Source organism: Mesorhizobium sp. WSM1497, from assembly GCF_001672455.2.
Lineage (GTDB): Bacteria > Pseudomonadota > Alphaproteobacteria > Rhizobiales > Rhizobiaceae > Mesorhizobium > Mesorhizobium ciceri.
The window spans coordinates 182,157-201,606 of the sequence record NZ_CP021070.1 but is presented as its reverse complement, the minus strand read 5'-3'; the positions used below and the strand labels follow the sequence as shown (position 1 = coordinate 201,606).

General features: G+C 64.1%; 13 protein-coding genes. 4 read left to right on the top strand and 9 right to left on the bottom strand.

All coding sequences use genetic code 11. The features are described from left to right. Nucleotides 1-68 precede the first annotated feature (68 nt). The 6 genes from A9K65_RS00925 to A9K65_RS00900 all read right to left on the bottom strand — a co-directional run bounded on the left by A9K65_RS00925 (nucleotide 69) and on the right by A9K65_RS00900 (nucleotide 8,009). Nucleotides 69-638 carry a NifU family protein gene (locus A9K65_RS00925; protein ID WP_013528064.1) on the bottom strand — a complete coding sequence of 190 codons (570 nt, stop codon included), beginning with the start codon at nucleotides 636-638 and terminating at the stop codon, nucleotides 69-71. Nucleotides 639-829: 191 nt separating this feature from the next. Continuing rightward, nucleotides 830-1,321 (bottom strand): universal stress protein, encoded by a 492-nt coding sequence (locus A9K65_RS00920; RefSeq protein WP_013528063.1) that lies wholly within the window; start codon nucleotides 1,319-1,321, stop codon nucleotides 830-832. Between the two features lie 92 nt (nucleotides 1,322-1,413). Continuing rightward, nucleotides 1,414-2,481: a tryptophan--tRNA ligase gene (gene trpS, locus A9K65_RS00915; protein WP_064993042.1), complete on the bottom strand. Its 1,068-nt coding sequence runs from the start codon at nucleotides 2,479-2,481 to the stop codon at nucleotides 1,414-1,416. A gap of 169 nt (nucleotides 2,482-2,650) precedes the next feature. Next, on the bottom strand, nucleotides 2,651-4,258 hold the full coding sequence (murJ, locus tag A9K65_RS00910) for a murein biosynthesis integral membrane protein MurJ (protein WP_024501802.1): 1,608 nt from the start codon (nucleotides 4,256-4,258) through the stop codon (nucleotides 2,651-2,653). A gap of 46 nt (nucleotides 4,259-4,304) precedes the next feature. Beyond that, nucleotides 4,305-7,106, bottom strand: coding sequence for a [protein-PII] uridylyltransferase (locus A9K65_RS00905; protein ID WP_064992974.1), 2,802 nt, complete (start codon nucleotides 7,104-7,106; stop codon nucleotides 4,305-4,307). 78 nt (nucleotides 7,107-7,184) lie between these two features. Next, the gene (locus tag A9K65_RS00900) at nucleotides 7,185-8,009 is read right to left on the bottom strand and encodes a glycosyltransferase family 25 protein (protein ID WP_064992975.1); all 825 of its coding nucleotides are present in this window, start codon (nucleotides 8,007-8,009) and stop codon (nucleotides 7,185-7,187) included. A 189-nt stretch (nucleotides 8,010-8,198) separates the two neighbouring features. Between A9K65_RS00900 and A9K65_RS00895 the strand changes: the two genes are divergently transcribed. The 3 genes from A9K65_RS00895 (at nucleotide 8,199) to A9K65_RS00885 (ending at nucleotide 12,067) form a co-directional block, all read left to right on the top strand. Continuing rightward, nucleotides 8,199-10,703, top strand: coding sequence for a heavy metal translocating P-type ATPase (locus tag A9K65_RS00895; RefSeq protein ID WP_064992976.1), 2,505 nt, complete (start codon nucleotides 8,199-8,201; stop codon nucleotides 10,701-10,703). A gap of 42 nt (nucleotides 10,704-10,745) precedes the next feature. Beyond that, nucleotides 10,746-11,138 (top strand): DUF305 domain-containing protein, encoded by a 393-nt coding sequence (locus tag A9K65_RS00890; protein ID WP_013528057.1) that lies wholly within the window; start codon nucleotides 10,746-10,748, stop codon nucleotides 11,136-11,138. 86 nt (nucleotides 11,139-11,224) lie between these two features. Further along, on the top strand, nucleotides 11,225-12,067 hold the full coding sequence (locus A9K65_RS00885; protein ID WP_063171107.1) for an aldo/keto reductase: 843 nt from the start codon (nucleotides 11,225-11,227) through the stop codon (nucleotides 12,065-12,067). Here the strand turns inward: A9K65_RS00885 and mutS are convergent, their stop codons facing one another. Further along, nucleotides 12,068-14,797, bottom strand: coding sequence for a DNA mismatch repair protein MutS (mutS, locus tag A9K65_RS00880; protein WP_064992977.1), 2,730 nt, complete (start codon nucleotides 14,795-14,797; stop codon nucleotides 12,068-12,070). A gap of 213 nt (nucleotides 14,798-15,010) precedes the next feature. Here mutS and A9K65_RS00875 point away from each other — a divergent pair, with 213 nt between their 5' ends. Further along, complete coding sequence (locus tag A9K65_RS00875) at nucleotides 15,011-17,290, top strand: NADP-dependent malic enzyme (RefSeq protein WP_064992978.1); 2,280 nt, start codon at nucleotides 15,011-15,013, stop codon at nucleotides 17,288-17,290. 33 nt (nucleotides 17,291-17,323) lie between these two features. On the opposite strand, the gene A9K65_RS00870 is transcribed toward A9K65_RS00875, so the two are convergent. Together A9K65_RS00870 and A9K65_RS00865 are read right to left on the bottom strand one after the other, a co-directional pair. Beyond that, the gene (locus A9K65_RS00870) at nucleotides 17,324-18,025 is read right to left on the bottom strand and encodes an antitoxin Xre/MbcA/ParS toxin-binding domain-containing protein (RefSeq protein WP_064992979.1); all 702 of its coding nucleotides are present in this window, start codon (nucleotides 18,023-18,025) and stop codon (nucleotides 17,324-17,326) included. Between the two features lie 239 nt (nucleotides 18,026-18,264). Further along, nucleotides 18,265-19,257 (bottom strand): adenosine kinase, encoded by a 993-nt coding sequence (locus tag A9K65_RS00865; protein WP_013528052.1) that lies wholly within the window; start codon nucleotides 19,255-19,257, stop codon nucleotides 18,265-18,267. Between the last annotated feature and the right edge of the window lie 193 nt (nucleotides 19,258-19,450).

Below are 19,450 nucleotides of genomic sequence, written 5' to 3'. Positions count from 1 at the left end.
CCTTCTGACCGATGCGCCGGAAGAAATCGGACCAGATGGTCAGCAGGGTAGAATTGTCAAAACGGGCGTCAGGAGACCTGCTCGACCTGCTGCACTTCCGGCACGAAATGGCGCAGAAGGTTCTGGATGCCGTGCTTCAGCGTCGCCGTCGATGACGGGCAGCCGGCGCAGGCACCCTTCATGTGCAGGAACACCGTGCCATTCTCGAAGCCGCGGAAGGTGATGTCGCCGCCATCCTGGGCGACCGCCGGGCGCACCCGCGTGTCGAGCAGCTCCTTGATGGTGATGACCAGCTCCTCGTCGGCCTTGTCGTAGAACTCACCGGTCTGGCTGGTCTCGGCGGCCGGGCCAGCCTTGGCCATGACGGGCGCGCCGGACATGAAATGCTCCATGATGGCGCCGAGGATCGCCGGCTTCAAATGCTGCCAGTCGGGGCCATCCTTGGTCACGGTGATGAAGTCATAGCCGAAGAAAACGCCGGTGACGCCAGGAATTTCGAACAGCCGGCCGGCCAGCGGCGAGGCGACGGCGGCGCTGTCGGCATCGCGGAAATCGGCGGTGCCTTCCACAAGCACTTCCTTGCCGGGCAGGAATTTCAGCGTCGCCGGGTTTGGCGTCGATTCGGTCTGGATGAACATGGCCGTCTCCGTGCCCGTTTGGGCATCTAGTTTGGAACAATTCTAAATAGGCTCAATTGGCTGGACATTCAAGCGAAACGCATCGCCGGAATGGCTGGCTGGCGGAATGTTTTTTGCGCGCCCCTGGGACGCGCCCGACGGTGTGTTGAGATTTTCAGGTCAGGCCGGCATCACCTGAAAATCAGCGCACCTCAGGCCAGGCTGTCTATTTCCTCGTCCGAAAGGTTCTGCGGCACGACAGTCACCGGGATCGGGAAGGCGGCACCCTTGCCGGCCACGGCGCCGACCAGCGGTCCCGGGCCTTCCTTGCCCGCACCGGCGGCCAGCACCAGGATGGCGATGTCCTGGTCTTCCTCGATCAATTTGTGAATCTCTTCCGTCGGCTTGCCTTCGCGGACCACCATCTCGGGCTCGATGCCGAGCTTCTGGCGCACCTTGTTGGCATAGCTGTCGAGTGCGGCGCGCGCCGTGGCGTTGGCTTCCTCGCGCATGATCTTCTCGACACCCAGCCAATGCTGGAAATCGTCCGGCACGATGACATAGAGCAGCACCAGCGTGCCGCTGGTGCTCTGCGCCCGTTTCGAGGCATAGGCGACGGCACGCTCGCATTCCGGCGTGTCGTCGATGATCGTCAGGAATTTCCTGCGATGGCCGGCTTCGCGGCTGAGGCGTTTGGAGACCATGTCTATCTACTCGGTGTCTTGCGGCGCAATCTGCCACTGCGGCGGACCGGCGGCAAGCCGCCGGCCTTGTGCCAGTGCACCCGATGTCGCGATCAGCCCTGCAGCAGGCCGATAATGTCGCGCACCGTCTTCATCGTCGCTTCGGCCAGCACGCCGGCGCGCTCGCCGCCGTCCTTGAGCACCGCGTCGACATAGGCGCGGTCATCCGAAATGCGGCGCATCTCGCTGGCGATCGGCGCCAGTTTTTCCACAGCAAGATCGGCCAAGGCCGGCTTGAACACGGAAAACTGCTGGCCGGCGAATTGCTTGAGCACATCCGCCTTCGACATCTCGGCGAGACCCGCATAGATGCCGACCAGGTTTTCTGCCTCGGGCCGGCTGGCCAGGCCATCCAGCTCGCTCGGCAACGCTTCCGGATCGGTCTTGGCCTTGCGGATCTTCTTCGAGATGTCATCGGCGTCGTCGGTCAGGTTGATGCGCGACAGATCAGACGGGTCCGATTTGGACATCTTCTTGGAGCCGTCGCGCAGCGACATGATGCGCGCCGCCGGCCCGCCGATGACCGGCTCGGTCAGCGGGAAATAGCCGTTCACGGTCTCTTCGCCGGCCTGCATCTCGACGCCGACGCCGAGCGCTGCGATACGGTCGGAGAAGTCGTTGTTGAATTTCTGCGCGATGTCGCGGGTGAGCTCCAGATGTTGTTTCTGGTCCTCACCGACAGGGACGTGGGTGGCACGGTAGAGCAGGATGTCGGCAGCCATCAGCGAGGGATAGGCGAGCAGGCCGAGTGAGGCATTCTCGCGGTCCTTGCCGGCCTTGTCCTTGAACTGCGTCATGCGGTTCATCCAGCCGATGCGCGCCACGCAGTTGAAAATCCAGGCAAGCTCGGCGTGCTGCATGACCCGCGACTGGTTGAAGACGATGTGCTTCTTCGGATCGATGCCGGAGGCCAGGAACGCCGCGGTGATCGACCGCGTCTGGTCGGCCAGGTCTTCATAAACGAGTTGGGCTGTCAGCGAATGCAGGTCGACGACGCAATAGATGCAATCGGAGGTGTCCTGCAGGGCAACGAATTTCTTGATGGCGCCGAGATAATTGCCGAGGTGCAGATTGCCGGTCGGCTGGACACCGGAAAAGACGAGTGGCTTGAAGGCGGTCATGATTGTCCTCATGGCTTGTGGAGGGCCGTATAAGCGTGATTCCGAAAAGTTGCAGACTTTTCGGAGCCAATCACGCGGCTGGAAACCGCGCGCGGCGAAAGTCTTGCGACGGCGCGCTTATGGACGAAGACGGCGCTGCGATCAAGACGGCGCTGCGAGCTTGCCCGGCCTACTCGTCCAGTTCGGTCTTTGCGATCGGTGGCGCCGACTTGCCAGATCCCCGCTTGACGTTGCGACGGATCATGCCGAAATCGGCGCCGCCGGTGGCAAACGCCGTGATGAAGTACAGCAGCGCCCCACCCGCGACCAGCGACAGCAGCGTCGTCGCCTTGACCACCAGCGGCGAGCCGGGCCCGAGCCTGACGGCGAACCAATGCTCGGCAAAATAGAGCGCTGCCCCCATCACGATAGCCGACAGCACCAGACGTGGAATGCGCTTCATCAGCGGCACGTCGCGGCCCCAGTGGCCGCGACGGATCAGGACGCCGAGCAGCATCACCGCGTTGACCCAGCCGGCGACGGCCGAGGCCACCGCGATGCCGGGCGCGCCCATCCGTGGAAACAGCGTCAGCGCCGTGGTGACGTTCACCGCCACCGAGATGGCGGCAAAGATCATCGGAGTACGCGTGTCCTCTCGGGCGAAATAGCCCGGCGTGAATGCCTTGATCAGCACGAAGGCCGGGAGGCCGAGGCCGAAGATCGCCAGGATCGCCGCCACCGTCGGCGTCGAGCCGTTGGCGGCGAACGCGCCGCGCTCATAGACCAGCCGTACGATCGGCTCCGACATCACCCAGAGTGCGGCGGCTGCCGGCAGCGTCAGGAACAGTGTGAACTCGACCGAGCGGTTTTGCAGATTGGCCGCCTCGATCAGATTGCCCGACTTCAGCGCGCGCGACAGTTCGGGCAACAGCACGATGGCGACCGCGACACCGACCACGCCGAGCGGCAACTGGTAGATGCGGTCGGCATAGGCGAGCGAGGACACCGCGCTGTTCTGCGCCGAGGCGATCGCCGTGCCGATCAGCTGGTTGATCTGTGTGATGCCGCCGGTGATGGCCGCCGGCAGCGCCAGGATCAGCAGCCGCTTGACCGCGGGCGTCATTTTGGGACGGCGAAAGCCGATCGAGATGCCGGCATGGCGCACTGCCACCCAGACGATCGCCAGCTGCACCAGTCCGGCGGCAAGCACGCCCCAGGACAGCCCGTAGCCGACTGTGAGGGCATCCGAGCCCTTGTACCAGGCATAGGCGAGCACGCCGATCAGGATGATGTTGAGGAACACCGGCGCCACGGCGGCGGCGAAATAGCGGCGCAGCGAATTCAGCATGCCCGCCATCATCGCGCCCAGCGACATGCAGATCAGATAAGGGAACATGATCGTCGCCAGCGTCACCGTGGTGTCGAACTTCCCCGGCGTGCCGGCAAAACCCGGCGCCACCAGATAGCGCACGATCAGCGGCATCGACAGTTCCATGATGATGGTCAGCGCCAGCAGCGCCGTGAACAGCACGCCGAACACTTCCTCGGAAAAGCGCTTGGCGCCTTCGGTGCCGTGGGTCTCGATCTCCTTGGCGAACAGCGGCACGAAGGCGGCGTTGAAGGCGCCCTCGGCAAACAGCCGGCGAAAGGTGTTGGGAAACTGGAAGGCGGCGTTGAAGGCATCGGCGACCGGTCCGGTGCCGAGTGCGGCGGCCATCAGCATCTCGCGGCCGAAACCGAGCGCGCGGCTCATCAGCGTGCCGGAAGCGACCGTTGCGAATTTCTTGACGAGGCTCATGCTTTTGGGAACTGCCTGCGGAATTGGGACAAAGTGATGGTCGTTGTCACTCGGCCGCCGCCCTGGACTTGCCGCCGCGTTCGGGCACGATGCCTTCGAGCGTTGCCATCAGCCGATTGCGGATGGTGGCGATGCGGGCCGGGCTATCTATCTTCTGGCCAGTGAGATCGGTGACATAGAAAGTGTCGATGACCTTTTCGCCGAAGGTGGTGATGTGGGCCGATGCGATGTCAAGCGACAGGTCGGAAAGCGTTCCGGTGATCTCCGACAGCAGCCCAGGCCGGTCGAGGCCCTCGACCTCGATGACCGAAAAACGATTCGACAGCGTGTTGCGGATTTCGGCACGCGGCGGGATCTTGAACACCTTGGAGCCGCGCCGCGGCTTGGTGCGCTTCTCGATCATTTCCGGCAGCCAGCTCTTGCCCGACAGCACGTCCTCGATCAGCCGGCCGACACGCTCGGCACGCCGGCGCTCGTCCTCGTCGCGGTCGAATTCTCTGCTGATCAGGATCGTGTCGAGCGCACGGCCGTCCGACGTCGTGAAGATCTGCGCGTCGACAATGTTGCCGCCGGCCCCGGCGCACGCCCCGGCGATGACCGAGAGCAGGCGGGGGTGGTCCTGCGCCAGCACGGTGATTTCGGTCACCGCCTCGAACTGGTGGGTCTTGACCATGGTGGCAAGCTTGTTGCCTGACGCGTCAGCCTCACGAATGAATTCGGCATGGCGCAGCTGGTCTGCGAGATCGACGGTCAAAAGGTAATTCTCGTAGTGCTGGCCGACATAGCGCTTGCGGGTCTTGTCCGGCCAGTCGGCAAGCGCCTCGGCCAGACGCTCGCGCGCCGCCGCCGTGCGTTGCGCGCGCGACACTTCCGAAAACCCGCCGGTCAACAGCAATTCGGTCTCGTAGTAGAGCGTGCGCAGCAACTGGCCCTTCCAGCCGTTCCAGACACCCGGTCCGACGCCCCTGATGTCGCAGACGGTGAGGATCAAAAGCAGCTTCAGCCGCTCGACCGACTGCACGATCGCGGCGAAATCCTCGATGGTCTTGCGGTCGTTGAGATCGCGGGTCTGGGCTGTCATCGACATCACGAGATGGTTCTCGACCAGCCAGGCAACGGTTTCAGTATCGGCAGGCGACAGCCCCATATGCGGACAGATGCGGCGTGCGATCCTGGCCCCCGCCTCGGAATGGTCCTCCGGCCTGCCCTTGGCGATGTCGTGCAGCAGTACGGTGACATAGAGCGCCTCGCGGCTCTTCTTCAGCCCCGGCATCAGCGTGTGCGACAGGGGATGGACCTTTTCGCCGTCGCCGCGTTCGATCTCGGCCAGCACGCCGATGCAGCGGATGAGGTGCTCGTCCACCGTGTAGTGGTGGTACATCGAGAACTGCATCATGGCGACGATCTTGCCGAAATCCGGGATCAGCCTGCCGAGCAGCCCGGCCTCGTTCATGCGGCGCAGATTGAGTTCGGCATTGCGATCCGAGGTCAATATGTCGAGGAACAGCCGGTTGGCCTCCTCGTCGCGCCGCAGCGACTTGTTGACCAGGCCGAGCGAACGGGTCAGCAGCTTCAGCGCATCGGGGTGGAATTCCAGACCGTGCTTGTCGGCGAACCAGAACAGCCTGAGCAGATTGACCGGATCGCGCTCGAACACCTGGTCGTCGGCGATGTTGATGCGGTGGTTGTCGACAATGAAGTCCGACGTGCCGGCCAGCTTGCGCTTGCGCCGCGAGAAAGTCAGGAAGATGCGGTTGAAGCCCGGCACGTGCTTGGCCTGCTCCTCCTCGAGCGCGGCACAGAAGATGCGGGTCAGGTCGCCGACGTCCTTGGCAACGAGGAAGTAGTGCTTCATGAAGCGCTCGACCGCGGACAGGCCGGGGTGCGTGGTGTAGCCGAGCCGTTCGGCGATCTCGCGCTGGATGTCGAAATGCAGCCGCTCCTCGGCCTTGCCGGTGAGGAAATGCATGTGACAGCGTACCGCCCATAGGAAATCCTCGGCTTTCTGGAACTCGCGGTACTCGCCCTCGGTGAAGACGCCTTTATCGACCAGTTCCTCGCCGGTGCGCACCCGGTAGAAATATTTGCCGATCCAGAACAGCGTCTGCAGATCGCGCAGGCCACCCTTGCCGTCCTTGACGTTGGGCTCGACCAGATAGCGGCTTTCGCCGGCCTTGGCATGGCGGTCATCGCGTTCGGCAAGCTTGGCCTGGACATATTCGGGGCCGGTCGTGCGCACCACCTCATGGTCGAAGCGCAGCATCAGTTCATCATAGAGCTTTTCCTCGCCCCACAGGAAACGTGCTTCGAGGATCGAGGTGCGGATGGTGACATCGGTGCGCGACAGGCGCAGGCATTCGTCGATATTGCGTGTGGCGTGGCCGACCTTCAGCCCCAGGTCCCACAGCATGTAGAGCATGTATTCGACTGTCTGTTCGCCCCACGGCGTCTGCTTGTAAGGCAGCAGGAACAACAGGTCGATGTCGGACCCCGGCGCCAGCGTTCCACGGCCGTAGCCGCCGACAGCGACGACGGCCATGCGCTCCGCGGAGGACGGGTTCTTGACCCGGTAGACATGGGTGACGGCGAAATCGTAAAGCGCCCGGATGATCTCGTCCATGAGATGCGACAGCCGCGCCGCGCAGGCGCTGCCGCCGCCATCGTCCCTCAGCATGCGTTCGGCAATGGCGCGCCCGTCCGCCAGTCGTCCCTTGAGCAGTTGGAGCACACCATTGCGCGCAGCCTGCCCTGAGCCGTCGCCCGCCGTGGCCGCGGTCAGCGCGGTCATCTCGCGGCGCAAGGCTTCGCCGTCGATCAATTCGTCGAGCTTCAGGGAGATTCTTGCCATATATCCAGTCGGCCTTGCCGTTTCGGCGGCGTCTATAGCGCGTTTTGGCGGCGCTGGGTATGGGGCGTTGAAGCCGGTTCAAGACCCGGCTGAGTTTTGGCTCGGATAAGTAAATGGAATGACCATTCTCCGCTTCAGTCGACCGAAATCGACAATGCGCTTGCCTATTCGCCGAGCCTCGGCTTTGACCCTCGCTATGGCTGTCTTTCTGCGTTTCCCGGTCCCGGCAGGTGCGGCGCACTGGATATCCCGCTTTTCTCTGAGCAGGCTTGGCAATTGGAGCGCCCTGTCGCCAAGGAACTGATCTTGCGCGCAGAGCGCAGGAACAAGCTGATAGATCGTCTCGCCTCGCAAAACCGAAAACTCGGGGTTGAAGACAAGGTCGTCGACAGCGATGCCGATCTCCTCGGTGGCCTTGATCAGGTCGAGCGCGGTTTGCCTGGAGATGATGTAGCCGGCGGTTCCTATATGTCCGGCGTCGAGTTTGGATGTGGAAAAGCCGTGACCGATGGCAATGCGCTTGCGTCGGATCACGGTCTTACAGAAGTAGCTTTCGAGCTTGACGACTTCGGCATCGGCTGGGATCCAGTCGCTGTCGCGAAGCAATGCGCCGGCTTTTGCGGCAAAGACGATGTCGTCCTCGAAAATCGCCCCGTAGCGGGCGTCGCCTTGCGCGATGACAGCCCAGCAGGCCCGGTGACTGAGCAGGCAGGCGATCTCGCCGTCAGTCAATGGCAGCCTGTTCCGATATCCGACATTTTGCGGCAGCTGGTCCAGCTCCGGCCGGTCGCGTGCGTCTATGGCCTGAACGCGTTCGAATGCAACGCCGATGCGGGCAAACTCCGCCGTCACACGGGCAAGGCGATCGGGAGACCGATCGAGATTGATGACCAGACGCTTCATTGCCGAAGAAAATCCCCACCCCCGCGACGCTCGCGCTTTCTAGCAGGCCTGGTGTTGCCGCGTGAGACTTTTTCTGGGGTGGATGGACGCGCCGTGGACCTGAGAAGAAAAGTCGAAACAGCCCTTGACCTTCCAGTTACTGGAAGCCCTATCTCCACGTCACACACCGATCCATCAAGGCATTTTCGAATGACGCATTCCGATCACGATCATCACGCGCACGGTAGCTGCTGCTCGACAAAAGGCGCCGTGCCCACCACGAAGAGCGTCGTCCGCGACCCGGTCTGCGGCATGACTGTCGATCCGGCGGCTGGCAAGCCGACGGTCGAACATGATGGCCATCTCTATCACTTCTGCAGCCAGGGCTGCCGCACGAAATTCGTCGCCGAACCGGAAGAATTCCTGACCGCCACCGATCCGGTCTGCGGCATGAGCGTCGACCGCGCGACAGCCAGTCATTTTGCCCGCCACGAAGGCCAGGGCTTCTATTTCTGCTCGGCCGCTTGCCAGGCGAAATTCGAGGCGGAGCCGCAAAAATATCTCGGCGGCAGGCCAGCACCGCAGCCGATGCCCAAGGGCACGCAATACACCTGCCCGATGCACCCGGAGATCGTCCGCGACAAGCCCGGATCCTGCCCGAAATGCGGCATGGCGCTGGAGCCGATGGGCATACCAACGGGTGACGAGGGTCCCAATCCGGAACTGGTCGATTTCACCAGGCGATTCTGGGTCAGTGCCGCTCTATCCGTTCCTTTGCTGGTCGTCGCCATGGCGCCGATGCTTGGCCTGACTTTCCAGGCTTTTGTCGACGAGCGGACGAAGGTCTGGCTTGAGCTGGCATTGGCCAGCCCCGTCGTGTTGTGGGCGGCACTGCCTTTCTTCCACCGCGGCTGGGATTCGCTCGTCAACCGCAGCCCTAATATGTGGACGCTGATCTCGCTCGGCGTCGGCGCTGCCTATCTCTACAGCGTCGTCGCCACGCTGTTTCCGGATATCTTTCCGCATCAGTTCCGCGGCCATGGCGGTGCGGTGCCGGTTTATTTCGAGGCTGCCGCCGTCATCGTCGCGCTGGTCTTCCTTGGCCAGGTGCTGGAGCTGCGCGCCCGTGAAAAGACCGGTTCGGCGATCCGCGCCTTGCTCGATCTCGCACCGAAGACAGCGCGGCTGATCGCCGCCGATGGTTCCGAAAACGACGTGCCTCTGGACGCCGTCAAGGCCGGCGATCGCCTGCGCATACGCCCCGGTGACGCCGTGCCGGTCGATGGCACGGTGCTGGAAGGACGGTCCTCGCTCGACGAATCGATGATCACGGGCGAGCCGTTGCCGGTCGAGAAGGTCGAGGGCGATGCGCTGACCGGCGGCACGCTCAACAAGAATGGTGCGCTGATCATGCGCGCTGAGAAGGTCGGCGCCGAGACGACGCTGGCGCGCATCGTCGAGCTCGTCGCCAAGGCGCAGCGCTCGCGCGCCCCGATCCAAGGGTTGGCTGATCGCGTTTCTTTCTACTTTGTCCCGGCCGTCGTCCTTGTCGCGATTATCGCCTTCATCGCCTGGGCCGTGTTTGGACCCGAGCCCAGCCTGATCTTTGCCATCGTCTCGGCGGTGTCGGTGCTGATCATCGCTTGTCCCTGTGCGCTCGGCCTGGCGACGCCGATGTCGATCATGACCGCCACCGGGCGCGGGGCGCATGCCGGCGTGCTGATCAAGGAAGCCGCAGCACTCGAACGCTTCGCTTCCGTCGACACGCTGATCGTCGACAAAACGGGGACGCTGACCGAAGGCCGGCCGAAGCTGACCGATGTCGTCACGGCAAACGGCTTCTCCGAAGACGAATTGCTGGCGCTTGCCGCGGGCCTGGAGAAAGGCTCGGAGCATCCGCTGGCTGAAGCCATCGTCGACGGCGCCGCTACGCGCGGCGTGACCGTTGCAGAGGCCAGCGGCTTCGAGGCGGTCACCGGGAAGGGTGTGTCCGGTTCGGTCTCGGGAAAGACGGTCGCACTCGGGAACGCCGCGATGATGGTCGACCTTGGCGTCGACATCGCATCCATCTCGGCCAAGGCCGAGGCGCTGCAACTCGAAGGCAAGACGGCGATGTTCGTTGCTGTCGACAAAAAACCGGCCGGCATCGTCGCCGTCGCCGACCCTATCAAGACAACGACGGCCGAGGCGATCAAGGCGCTGCATGAAAGCGGCTTGCGGATCGTCATGGCGACCGGCGACAATGAACGCACGGCCAACGCGATCGCCAGAAGCCTCGGCATCGACGAGGTCCGCGCCGGCCTGCTGCCGGAACAGAAGGCAGCCCTTGTCGAGGAACTGCGCGCAAAAGGCACCGGCGTTGCCATGGCCGGCGACGGCGTCAACGATGCACCGGCCCTTGCCGCCGCCGATGTCGGCATCGCCATGGGCACCGGCGCCGATGTCGCCGTCGAAAGCGCCGGCATCACCTTGGTCAAAGGCGACCTCAACGGCATCGTGCGGGCGCGCACGCTGGCTCAGGCGACGATCCGCAACATCCGCCAGAACCTGTTCTTTGCCTTCCTCTACAACGTGCTTGGCGTGCCGGTCGCCGCCGGCGTGCTCTATCCGCTCACTGGCACGCTTCTGTCGCCGATGCTGGCAGCGGCGGCGATGAGCCTGTCCTCGGTGTCGGTGATCGCAAACGCATTGCGGCTGAGAACATTGAAACTCTGATCCAAGCCCCCAAATACGAAACCCATCCACAGGAGACCATGTATGACCTTCGCCAAAAAACTCGTGCTGCTGCTGATGGCGGCCGGAATGCTGGTTGCCGTCTTCCTCGAAAGCGTTCCGGCGCAGAGCGAAGAGATGAAACACGACATGGGCGCCATGGCGACGGACGCGACCAGTCCTTCGACGGAAGGCTACAAGGCGGCGATGGACAAGATGCATGCCGACATGATGGCGTCCGACTACACCGGCAATGCCGACGTCGATTTCGTCAGAGGCATGATCCCGCACCATCAGGGTGCGATCGACATGGCCAAGGTTGAACTTGCCAATGGCAAGGACCCGGAAATCCGCAAGCTGGCCGAAGGCGTCATCGCCGCGCAGGAAGCAGAGATCAAGCAGATGCAGGCCTGGCTCGCCGCCCATCCGGTGAAGTAAGTCTTCAGCCATCGCCAGCGCGGCGAGAACGCCTCTGGATTTATCGCCCAGCCTGTGATGCGATCCGGCCCCAACTGGAGCCCGCCATGCCGACCATCAGAACCACCAAACTGTCCTCCGGCGAAGCCGTTCAGGTGCTTGGCCAGGGCACATGGAAGATGGGCGAAGATTCCCGTCGCCGCGCCGATGAGGTCAATGCCCTCAAGCTCGGCCTCGACCTCGGCATCACGTTGATCGACACCGCCGAAATGTATGCCAGCGGCGGTGCCGAGGAGGTGGTGGCCGAAGCCATTGCCGGGCGCCGCGACGAGACCTTCCTGGTCTCGAAAGTGCTACCGTCGAACGCCTCGCGCGCGGGCGTGCAGCGCGCCTGCGAAAACAGCCTGAAACGCCTGCGCACCGACCGCATCGATCTCTATCTCTTGCATTGGCCCGGCAGCGTGCCATTGACGGAAACCGTCGCGGCCTTCGAGGCCCTGAAAAAGGCCGGCAAGATCCGCCACTGGGGCGTCAGCAATTTCGACACCGACGAGATGGAAGAGCTGATCGGCCTGCCCGATGGCGGCAATGTCCAGACCAACCAGGTGCTCTACAATTTGGTCCGGCGTGGCCTCGAATTCGATCTGGCGCCCTGGAGCCGGCAGCGCGGCATCCCCTTGATGGCCTATTCGCCGGTCGAGCAGGGTGCGTTGGCGCGCAATGCCAGGCTCGAAGCCATTGCCGGGCGCCACAATGCGACCCCTGCGCAAATCGCCCTGGCCTGGGTGATGCATCAGGAGGGCGTCATCGCCATCCCGAAGGCCAGCAGCGAGGAGCATGTCCGCCAGAATGTCGCTGCGCTCGATATCAAGCTTGCGCCGCAGGACATCGCCGATCTCGACCGCGCTTTCCCGCCACCAGCGCGCAAGCGCGGGTTGGAGATGATCTGACTACGTCCCCGCCAACCCCTTCAGCCGGTAGAGCGCTTCCAGCGCCTCGCGTGGCGTCATTTCGTCCGGGTTGATGTCGCCAAGTGCCGCGCCCAGCGCGTCGCTCTTGATCGGCTTCGGCGCTTCTCGCTTCACCGCCACCGAAAACAATGGAAGATCGTCGACCAGCCGGTTGGTCTTGCCCGAAACTTCGCCCTCTTCCAGTTGGTGCAGCACTTCCTTGGCCCGGTCGACCACCGCTTCCGGCAGGCCGGCCAGCCGCGCCACCTGCACGCCGTAGGAGCGGTCGGCGGCACCCTTGCCGACCTCGTGCAGGAAGACGACGTCGTTTTCCCATTCCTTGACCCGCATGGTGACGTTGGAGAGACGCGCCAGCTTGCCGGCCAGCGAGGTCATTTCGTGAAAGTGAGTGGCGAAGATTGCCCGGCAGCGGTTCTTCTCATGCAGATATTCGACCGCCGCCCAGGCGATCGACAGGCCATCGAAAGTGGCGGTGCCGCGGCCGATCTCGTCGAGGATCACCAGTGCGCGCTCGCCGGCCTGGTTGAGGATCGCTGCCGTCTCGACCATCTCGACCATGAAGGTCGAGCGGCCGCGCGCCAGATCGTCCGAGGCGCCGACACGCGAGAACAGCCGGTCGACGACGCCGATATGGGCCGATGTCGCCGGTACGAACGAGCCGGTCTGGGCCAGGATGGCGATCAGCGCGTTTTGCCTGAGAAACGTCGACTTGCCGCCCATGTTCGGGCCGGTCAGGAGCCAGATGGCGCCGTTCCGGGCAGCTCCCTCCGGCGACAGGTCGCAATCGTTGGCGACGAACGGGCCTTCGCCGGAGCGGCGCAAGGCCTGTTCGACCACCGGATGCCGCCCGCCCGTAATCTCGAAGGCAAGGCTCGAATCCACCATCGGCCGGCACCAGGCTTCGCTTTCCGACAGAAGCGCGAGCGCCGCGGAGACATCGAGCACGGCCAGCGCATCGGCGCCGGCGCGGATCTTCTCCGCTTCGCCGACCGCTTCCGTCGTCAGCGCCTCGAAGGCGGCCAGTTCGATGTTGAGCGCCCGGTCGGCGGCATTGGCGATCTTGGTCTCGAGCTCGGCAAGCTCGGTCGTGGTAAAGCGCATGGCGTTGGCCATGGTCTGGCGGTGGATGAAGCGCGCCTTGGCGCCATCGCTGCCGGTCATCACCGCATGATGGTTGGCGGTCACCTCGATATAGTAGCCGAGCACATTGTTGTGCCGGATCTTCAGCGAGCGGATGCCGGTCTCGTCGATCAGCGAGCGTTCCAGCCCGGCGATCACCTTTCGCGATTCGTCGCGCAGCGCCCGCATCTCGTCGAGATCGGCATGGTAGCCGCCACGAACGAAGCCGCCGTCGCGCTTGAGCAGCGGCAGTTCGTCGCCAAGTGCCTGCATCAGATGCTGCGAAAGCGCTTGGGGCAGTGCATGGACGGCGGCCAATGCCGCCGCAAGTTCCGGGGGCAGGGCGGTCGCGGCAAAGATTTCGGCGATCGCGCCTGCCGCCTCGAAGCCGGCGCGCAGCGCGCCAAGGTCGCGCGGCCCACCCCGGTTGAGCGCCAGCCTGGACAGCGCGCGGGGCATGTCGGCAACGCTCTTCAGGCTCGACCGCACCGCCTGGCAAAGTCGCGTTTCGGAACGGAAGAACGACACTGAGTCCAGCCTGGCGCCGATCGCCGCCGGGTCGGTCAGCGGCGCCATCAGCCGGTCGGCGAGCAGCCTTGCGCCGCCGCCGGTCACCGTGCGGTCGATCGCCTTGAACAGCGAGCCTTCGCGGCTGCCCGACAGCGTGCGCAGCAGTTCCAGATTGCCGCGTGTCGCCGGATCGATGAACAGGGTCGAACCCTGCTCCTCGCGTTCGGGCCGCGACAGCGGCGGGCGCTCCGCTTTCTGCGTCTTCTCGACATAGGCAATGGCGCCCGAGATCGCCGATAGTTCGGCGCGCGAAAAGGCGCCAAAACTGTCCGGCGTCGCCACATCGAAGAAGCGGGCGATGCGCCCTGTCGCCGACGCCGAATCGAACAGTGACGGTGGTTGCGGGCTGGCGACGCGGCCGAGCACGTCGAACACCGGCTTCAGTTCCGGATCGTGGAACACTGGCTCGGCAACGATCAACTCACGCGGATCGACACGGAAGATGTCAGCCAAAAGCCGGTCGGCGGTGGTGTCGGTGACGCGGAAGGCGCCGGTCGAGATGTCGATCCAGGCCAGCGCAAAGGAGGGGTCCGCTCCGCCTTTCACCCGCCCCAGCGCCATCAGGAAGCTCGATTCCGACGGCGCCAGCAATTTGTCCTCGGTGATGGTGCCTGGTGTCACCAGCCGCACCACATCGCGGCGCACCACCGATTTGCCGCCGCGTTTCTTCGCCTCGGCCGGATCCTCGATCTGTTCGCAGACGGCAACGCGGAAACCCTGGCCGATCAGCTTCTGCAGATAGTCGTCAGCAGCATGCACCGGCACACCGCACATCGGAATGTCGAGCCCTTGATACTTGCCGCGCTTGGTCAAGACGATGCCCAGCGCCCGGCTTGCCTTCTCGGCATCGTCGAAGAACAGTTCGTAGAAATCGCCCATGCGGTAGAACAGCAGCGAATCCGGGTTTGCCGCCTTGATCTCGATGAATTGCTCGATCATCGGCGTGGCGCCGGCGTGGGCGGTCGGCACCGGCGTCATCGCCTCGGGGGCGTCTGGCTCGTTCGGGCTGTGCATGTTCATGCGCCGCACGCTAGCAGATGTGATCGCGCGGTTTAATGCCGGGGCTTCGAAAAACAGGGGACGACCGGGACGGCAGGATGCCCGCAATCGCGCGTACCAACCGCGATTCCGCACGCTGGCGGTTTACACGCGGCGGCGCGTGGTCTTAATTCGGTCCGACACAAAGCACCCGCTTCAACGAGGTGCTGCACCGGTGAGGAAATCAAGCACATCATGGCCAGGAAAACCGAGAACAGCGGTCCGTCCGTCAGTGCGCAGGAAGCGCTCGAATTCCACGCCATGGGTCGGCCGGGCAAGCTGGAGGTCGTCGCCACCAAGCCCATGGCAACGCAGCGCGACCTCAGCCTCGCCTATTCGCCTGGTGTCGCGGTTCCGGTTCTGGCCATCGCCGAAGACCCCTCGCGCGCCTTCGACTACACGACGCGCGGCAATATGGTCGCCGTCATCTCCAATGGCACCGCCATTCTCGGTCTCGGCAATCTCGGTGCTCTCGCCTCCAAGCCGGTGATGGAGGGCAAGGCCGTGCTGTTCAAGCGCTTCGCCGATGTCGATTCCATCGACCTCGAGGTCGACACCGAGGACGCCGACGAGTTCATCAACTGCGTGCGTTTCCTCGGGCCCTCTTTCGGCGGCATCAATCTCGAGGACATCAAGGCGCCGGAATGCTTCATCATCGAGCAGCGGCTGCGCGAATTGATGGACATCCCGGTCTTCCATGACGACCAGCACGGCACTGCGATCATCTCCGCCGCCGGCCTGATCAACGCGCTGGAGATCACCGGTCGCGACATGAAGACCACGAAAATGGTCTGCAACGGCGCCGGCGCCGCCGGCATCGCCTGCATCGAGCTGATGAAGGCGATGGGCTTTTCGCCCGAAAACATCATCCTGTGCGACACCAAGGGCGTCGTCTTCCAGGGCCGCACCGAAGGCATGAACCAGTGGAAATCGGCGCATGCGGTCAAGACCGAGGCGCGCAGCCTCGCCGAGGCGCTCGACGGCGCCGACGTCTTCCTCGGCCTTTCCGCCAAGGGCGCGCTGACCACCGCCATGGTGCAGTCGATGGCCAAGAACCCGATCATCTTCGCCATGGCCAATCCCGACCCGGAAATCACGCCGGAGGAGGTCGCCGAAATCCGCACAGACGCCATCATGGCCACAGGGCGTTCCGATTATCCCAATCAGGTCAACAACGTGCTCGGCTTCCCCTATATCTTCCGCGGCGCGCTGGATGTCAGGGCAACCACCATCAATGACGACATGAAGATCGCCGCCGCCCAGGCGCTGGCGGCACTGGCGTGCCAGGACGTGCCCGACGACGTCGCCGCCGCCTATCAGGGCAATCGACCGAAATTCGGCCCCAACTACATCATCCCGGTGCCGTTCGACCCGCGCCTGATCTCGGCCATTCCGATTGCGGTCGCCAAGGCGGCGATGGATTCAGGCGTCGCCCGCAAGCCGATCCTTGACCTCGACCGTTACGCGCAGGAGCTGTCGGCCCGCCGCGACCCGATCGCTTCGACCCTGCAGCGCATCTACGACCGCGTGCGCCGCCAGCCCAAGCGCATCGTCTTCGCCGAGGGCGAGGAGGAACAGGTCATGCGCGCCGCCGTCTCCTATGTGAACCAGAAGCTCGGCACCGCCATCCTGCTCGGCCGCGACGACGTCATCAAGGAAAACGCCAAGCACGCCGGCATCGATCTCAACAAGCAAGGCATCGAGATCATCAATGCAAGGCTGTCGCGCCGCAACGGCATCTACACCGACTACCTCTACGAGCGCATGCAGCGCAAAGGCTTCCTGTTTCGCGACTGCCAGCGGCTGATCAACAACGATCGCAACCACTTTGCCGCCTGCATGGTGGCGCTGGGCGACGCCGACGGCATCGTCACCGGCGTCACCCGCAACTATTCGACCGCGCTCGACGACATCCGCCGCGTCATCGACGCCAAGCCCGGCCACCGCGTCATCGGCGTCTCGATCGTGCTGGCGCGGGGCAAGACCGTGCTGGTCGCCGACACCGCCGTGCACGATATGCCGAACGCCGAGCAGATCGCCGACATCGCCGAGGAGGCGGCAGGCTTTGCCCGCCGCATGGGTTATGAGCCGAGGCTCGCCATGCTTGCCTATTCGACCTTCGGCCATCCGCAGGGCGAACGCTCCGAGCGTGTCCAGGAAGCCGTGCGCATCCTCGACAAGCGCCGCGTCGATTTCGAATATGACGGCGAAATGGCCGCCGACGTCGCCCTCAACGCCCGCGCCATGGCGCAATACCCGTTCATCCGCCTGACCGGCCCGGCCAATGTGCTGATCATGCCGGCGTTCCACTCGGCCTCGATTTCGACCAAGATGCTGCAGGAACTCGGCGGCTCGACGGTGATCGGGCCGCTGCTGGTCGGCCTGAACAAGCCGGTTCAGATCGTGTCGCTGAATGCCAAGGACAGCGATATCGTCAACATGGCGGCGATCGCGGCGTACACGGCGGGGACTTGAGGGGCTGGCCTCAGCGGTGAGTCGGCGAGGCGTTCAGCCCGGCGCGAATATGCGAGCGGCCTCGACGACCTCGTCCACCTGATCCTGCCGCAGCAAGTCGATCGGGACGCGGCCGTCGAGCTGCGCCGAGGGCCGCGTCAGCCACAGCCATGCGAGCCTCGGATTGGTGATCAGGGATAGCACGTCGCGAATGCCTGCAACCGGCCGGCCGTCGACGAACTGCGCCAGCGGGAAGACATGTTTGCGGCCGCCCTTGCGCAAGGCGATGACCTCACCCCGCCGCTGCCAGCGGTGCAGGGTCGAGCGGGCGATGCGCAGATGCTCTTCCAGATAGGTCGAACCGGCGACGCGGCCGGCCCAGTCCTCGATCAGCATCGATTCGAGATCGTCGGACTTTGGCAGCGAAGGAGGCTCGACATCGGCCAACGGGGTCGTCGGCGGATTTGTCACGCCGGCAATACCGGCTTCGCTGCGGCGCGCGGCTTCCGCCGCCAGCGCGCGCACGAATTTCGACGCCAGGCCGGGCAGGTCGGCATGGATGGCGTCGATGGCGCGCTGGTGCTTCGGTGACAGCAAGGTGACAGCGGACGCTATGCTGCCGGCGATCTTGCCGACCGAGACCATGGTGGGCTTGTTGATGGCCTCGTCATAGTGGGCAAGTGCACGTTCGACGTCTTCCGCGACCATCTCCGCGAAGTCGTCCTGCTTGAGGCCCTGGATTTGAAATCTGTTCATGCATCTGTCTTCTGGCCGCGCGCTCCCCCTCAGTTGCGGCCGATTGTTGAACTTCTAGTGCGGAAAACGGAAATCGCGGCGGCAACCGGTCCGGCCGCCCGACAGCATGCTGTCCAGCATTTCTTGACACCCCAACTGACTGAGGGCGCACCGAAATGTCAGTCGCGGGACGCCCAGATTGCGTGTAGGTGCGATGTATGACAACTGCGCGACGGTGAGGGGCGGCAGCTTGACGGTTGTTAAAGCAATCCCGCCTGCTCAGCCTCGCGGCGCAGATTCTGCCGGGGCCTGGGGCCGATCTGCTGGATCACCAATCCGGCCGCCAGTGAGCCAAGGTCGCCGCAGGTTTGCAGGTCGCGGCCTTGCGTGTAGCCATGCAGGAAGCCGGCGGCATAGAGATCGCCGGCGCCCGTCGTGTCGACCAGTTCCTTGATGGCGGTCGCCTTGATCACCACCGTCTCGTCGCCGCGCACGATCACGGAGCCTTTTTCCGAGCGGGTCACGGCGGCGATCCGGCAATCCTTGCGGATCTGCGCCAGCGCCTCGTCGAACGAGGATGTCTGGTAGAGCGATTTGATCTCGTGGCTGTTGGCAAAGACGATGTCGACCGTGCCCGAACGCATCAGCTCGAGGAATTCGTCGCGGTAGCGGTCGACGCAGAACGAATCCGACAGCGTCATCGACACTTCGCGGCCTGCCGCGTGCGCCAGCTTCGCCGTCTGGCGGATCGCTTCCTTGGCGCGCGGCGGGTCCCACAGATAGCCTTCGAAATAGGTGACCTTGGCGCCAGAAGCCTTGTCGGCCTCGACATCCTCCGGCCCAAGCTCGACGCAGGCGCCGAGATAGGTGTTCATCGAACGCTCGCCGTCAGGGGTGACGAAGATCATCGACCGCGCCGTCGGTGGCTCGCCCTTGAGCGGCGTGGTGTCGAAGGCGACGCCCTGTGCATGGATGTCGTGCGCGTAGATTTCGCCCAGCGCATCGTTGGAGACCTTGCCGAAGAAGGCGGCGCGGCCGCCGAAGCTGGCGACGCCGGCCGCCGTGTTGCCGGCGCTGCCGCCGGACGCCTCGATCGCCGGGCCCATGCGGCTGTAGAGCAGTTCGGCGCGTTGTGTGTCGATGAGGTTCATCGCGCCCTTGATGATGCCGTTGGTCTCGAGGAATTCCTCGTCGCACTGGGCGATGATGTCGACAATGGCATTGCCGATGCAAAGCACGTCATAATCCGGCATCAAAATCTCCGCCAAAAACCCGAGCCGGCTTCTTGCCACGCCGGCCCGGCGCGGGTCTAGCGATTTGAAACCGGTTTGCCTAGGGCGTGACACGCAACTTTGGCGGAACAGGCAAAGGCGCATCAGCCGCGAGGCGCTATGACAATTCGACCGTGGCCGAAGCATTTCATCGCCGCACCGCCTATAAGCCTGG

Excerpts from the sequence above, each read along its gene's own strand:
- mutS (WP_064992977.1), bottom strand. The coding sequence starts at position 14,797 with ATGAACATGCACAGCCCGAACGAGCCAGACGCCCCCGAGGCGATGACG.
- A9K65_RS00890 (WP_013528057.1), top strand. The coding sequence starts at position 10,746 with ATGACCTTCGCCAAAAAACTCGTGCTGCTGCTGATGGCGGCCGGAATG.
- murJ (WP_024501802.1), bottom strand. The coding sequence starts at position 4,258 with ATGAGCCTCGTCAAGAAATTCGCAACGGTCGCTTCCGGCACGCTGATG.
- A9K65_RS00875 (WP_064992978.1), top strand. The coding sequence starts at position 15,011 with ATGGCCAGGAAAACCGAGAACAGCGGTCCGTCCGTCAGTGCGCAGGAA.
- trpS (WP_064993042.1), bottom strand. The coding sequence starts at position 2,481 with ATGACCGCCTTCAAGCCACTCGTCTTTTCCGGTGTCCAGCCGACCGGC.
- A9K65_RS00905 (WP_064992974.1), bottom strand. The coding sequence starts at position 7,106 with ATGGCAAGAATCTCCCTGAAGCTCGACGAATTGATCGACGGCGAAGCC.
- A9K65_RS00925 (WP_013528064.1), bottom strand. The coding sequence starts at position 638 with ATGTTCATCCAGACCGAATCGACGCCAAACCCGGCGACGCTGAAATTC.
- A9K65_RS00900 (WP_064992975.1), bottom strand. The coding sequence starts at position 8,009 with ATGAAGCGTCTGGTCATCAATCTCGATCGGTCTCCCGATCGCCTTGCC.
- A9K65_RS00865 (WP_013528052.1), bottom strand. The coding sequence starts at position 19,257 with ATGCCGGATTATGACGTGCTTTGCATCGGCAATGCCATTGTCGACATC.
- A9K65_RS00870 (WP_064992979.1), bottom strand. The coding sequence starts at position 18,025 with ATGAACAGATTTCAAATCCAGGGCCTCAAGCAGGACGACTTCGCGGAG.
- A9K65_RS00885 (WP_063171107.1), top strand. The coding sequence starts at position 11,225 with ATGCCGACCATCAGAACCACCAAACTGTCCTCCGGCGAAGCCGTTCAG.
- A9K65_RS00920 (WP_013528063.1), bottom strand. The coding sequence starts at position 1,321 with ATGGTCTCCAAACGCCTCAGCCGCGAAGCCGGCCATCGCAGGAAATTC.
- A9K65_RS00895 (WP_064992976.1), top strand. The coding sequence starts at position 8,199 with ATGACGCATTCCGATCACGATCATCACGCGCACGGTAGCTGCTGCTCG.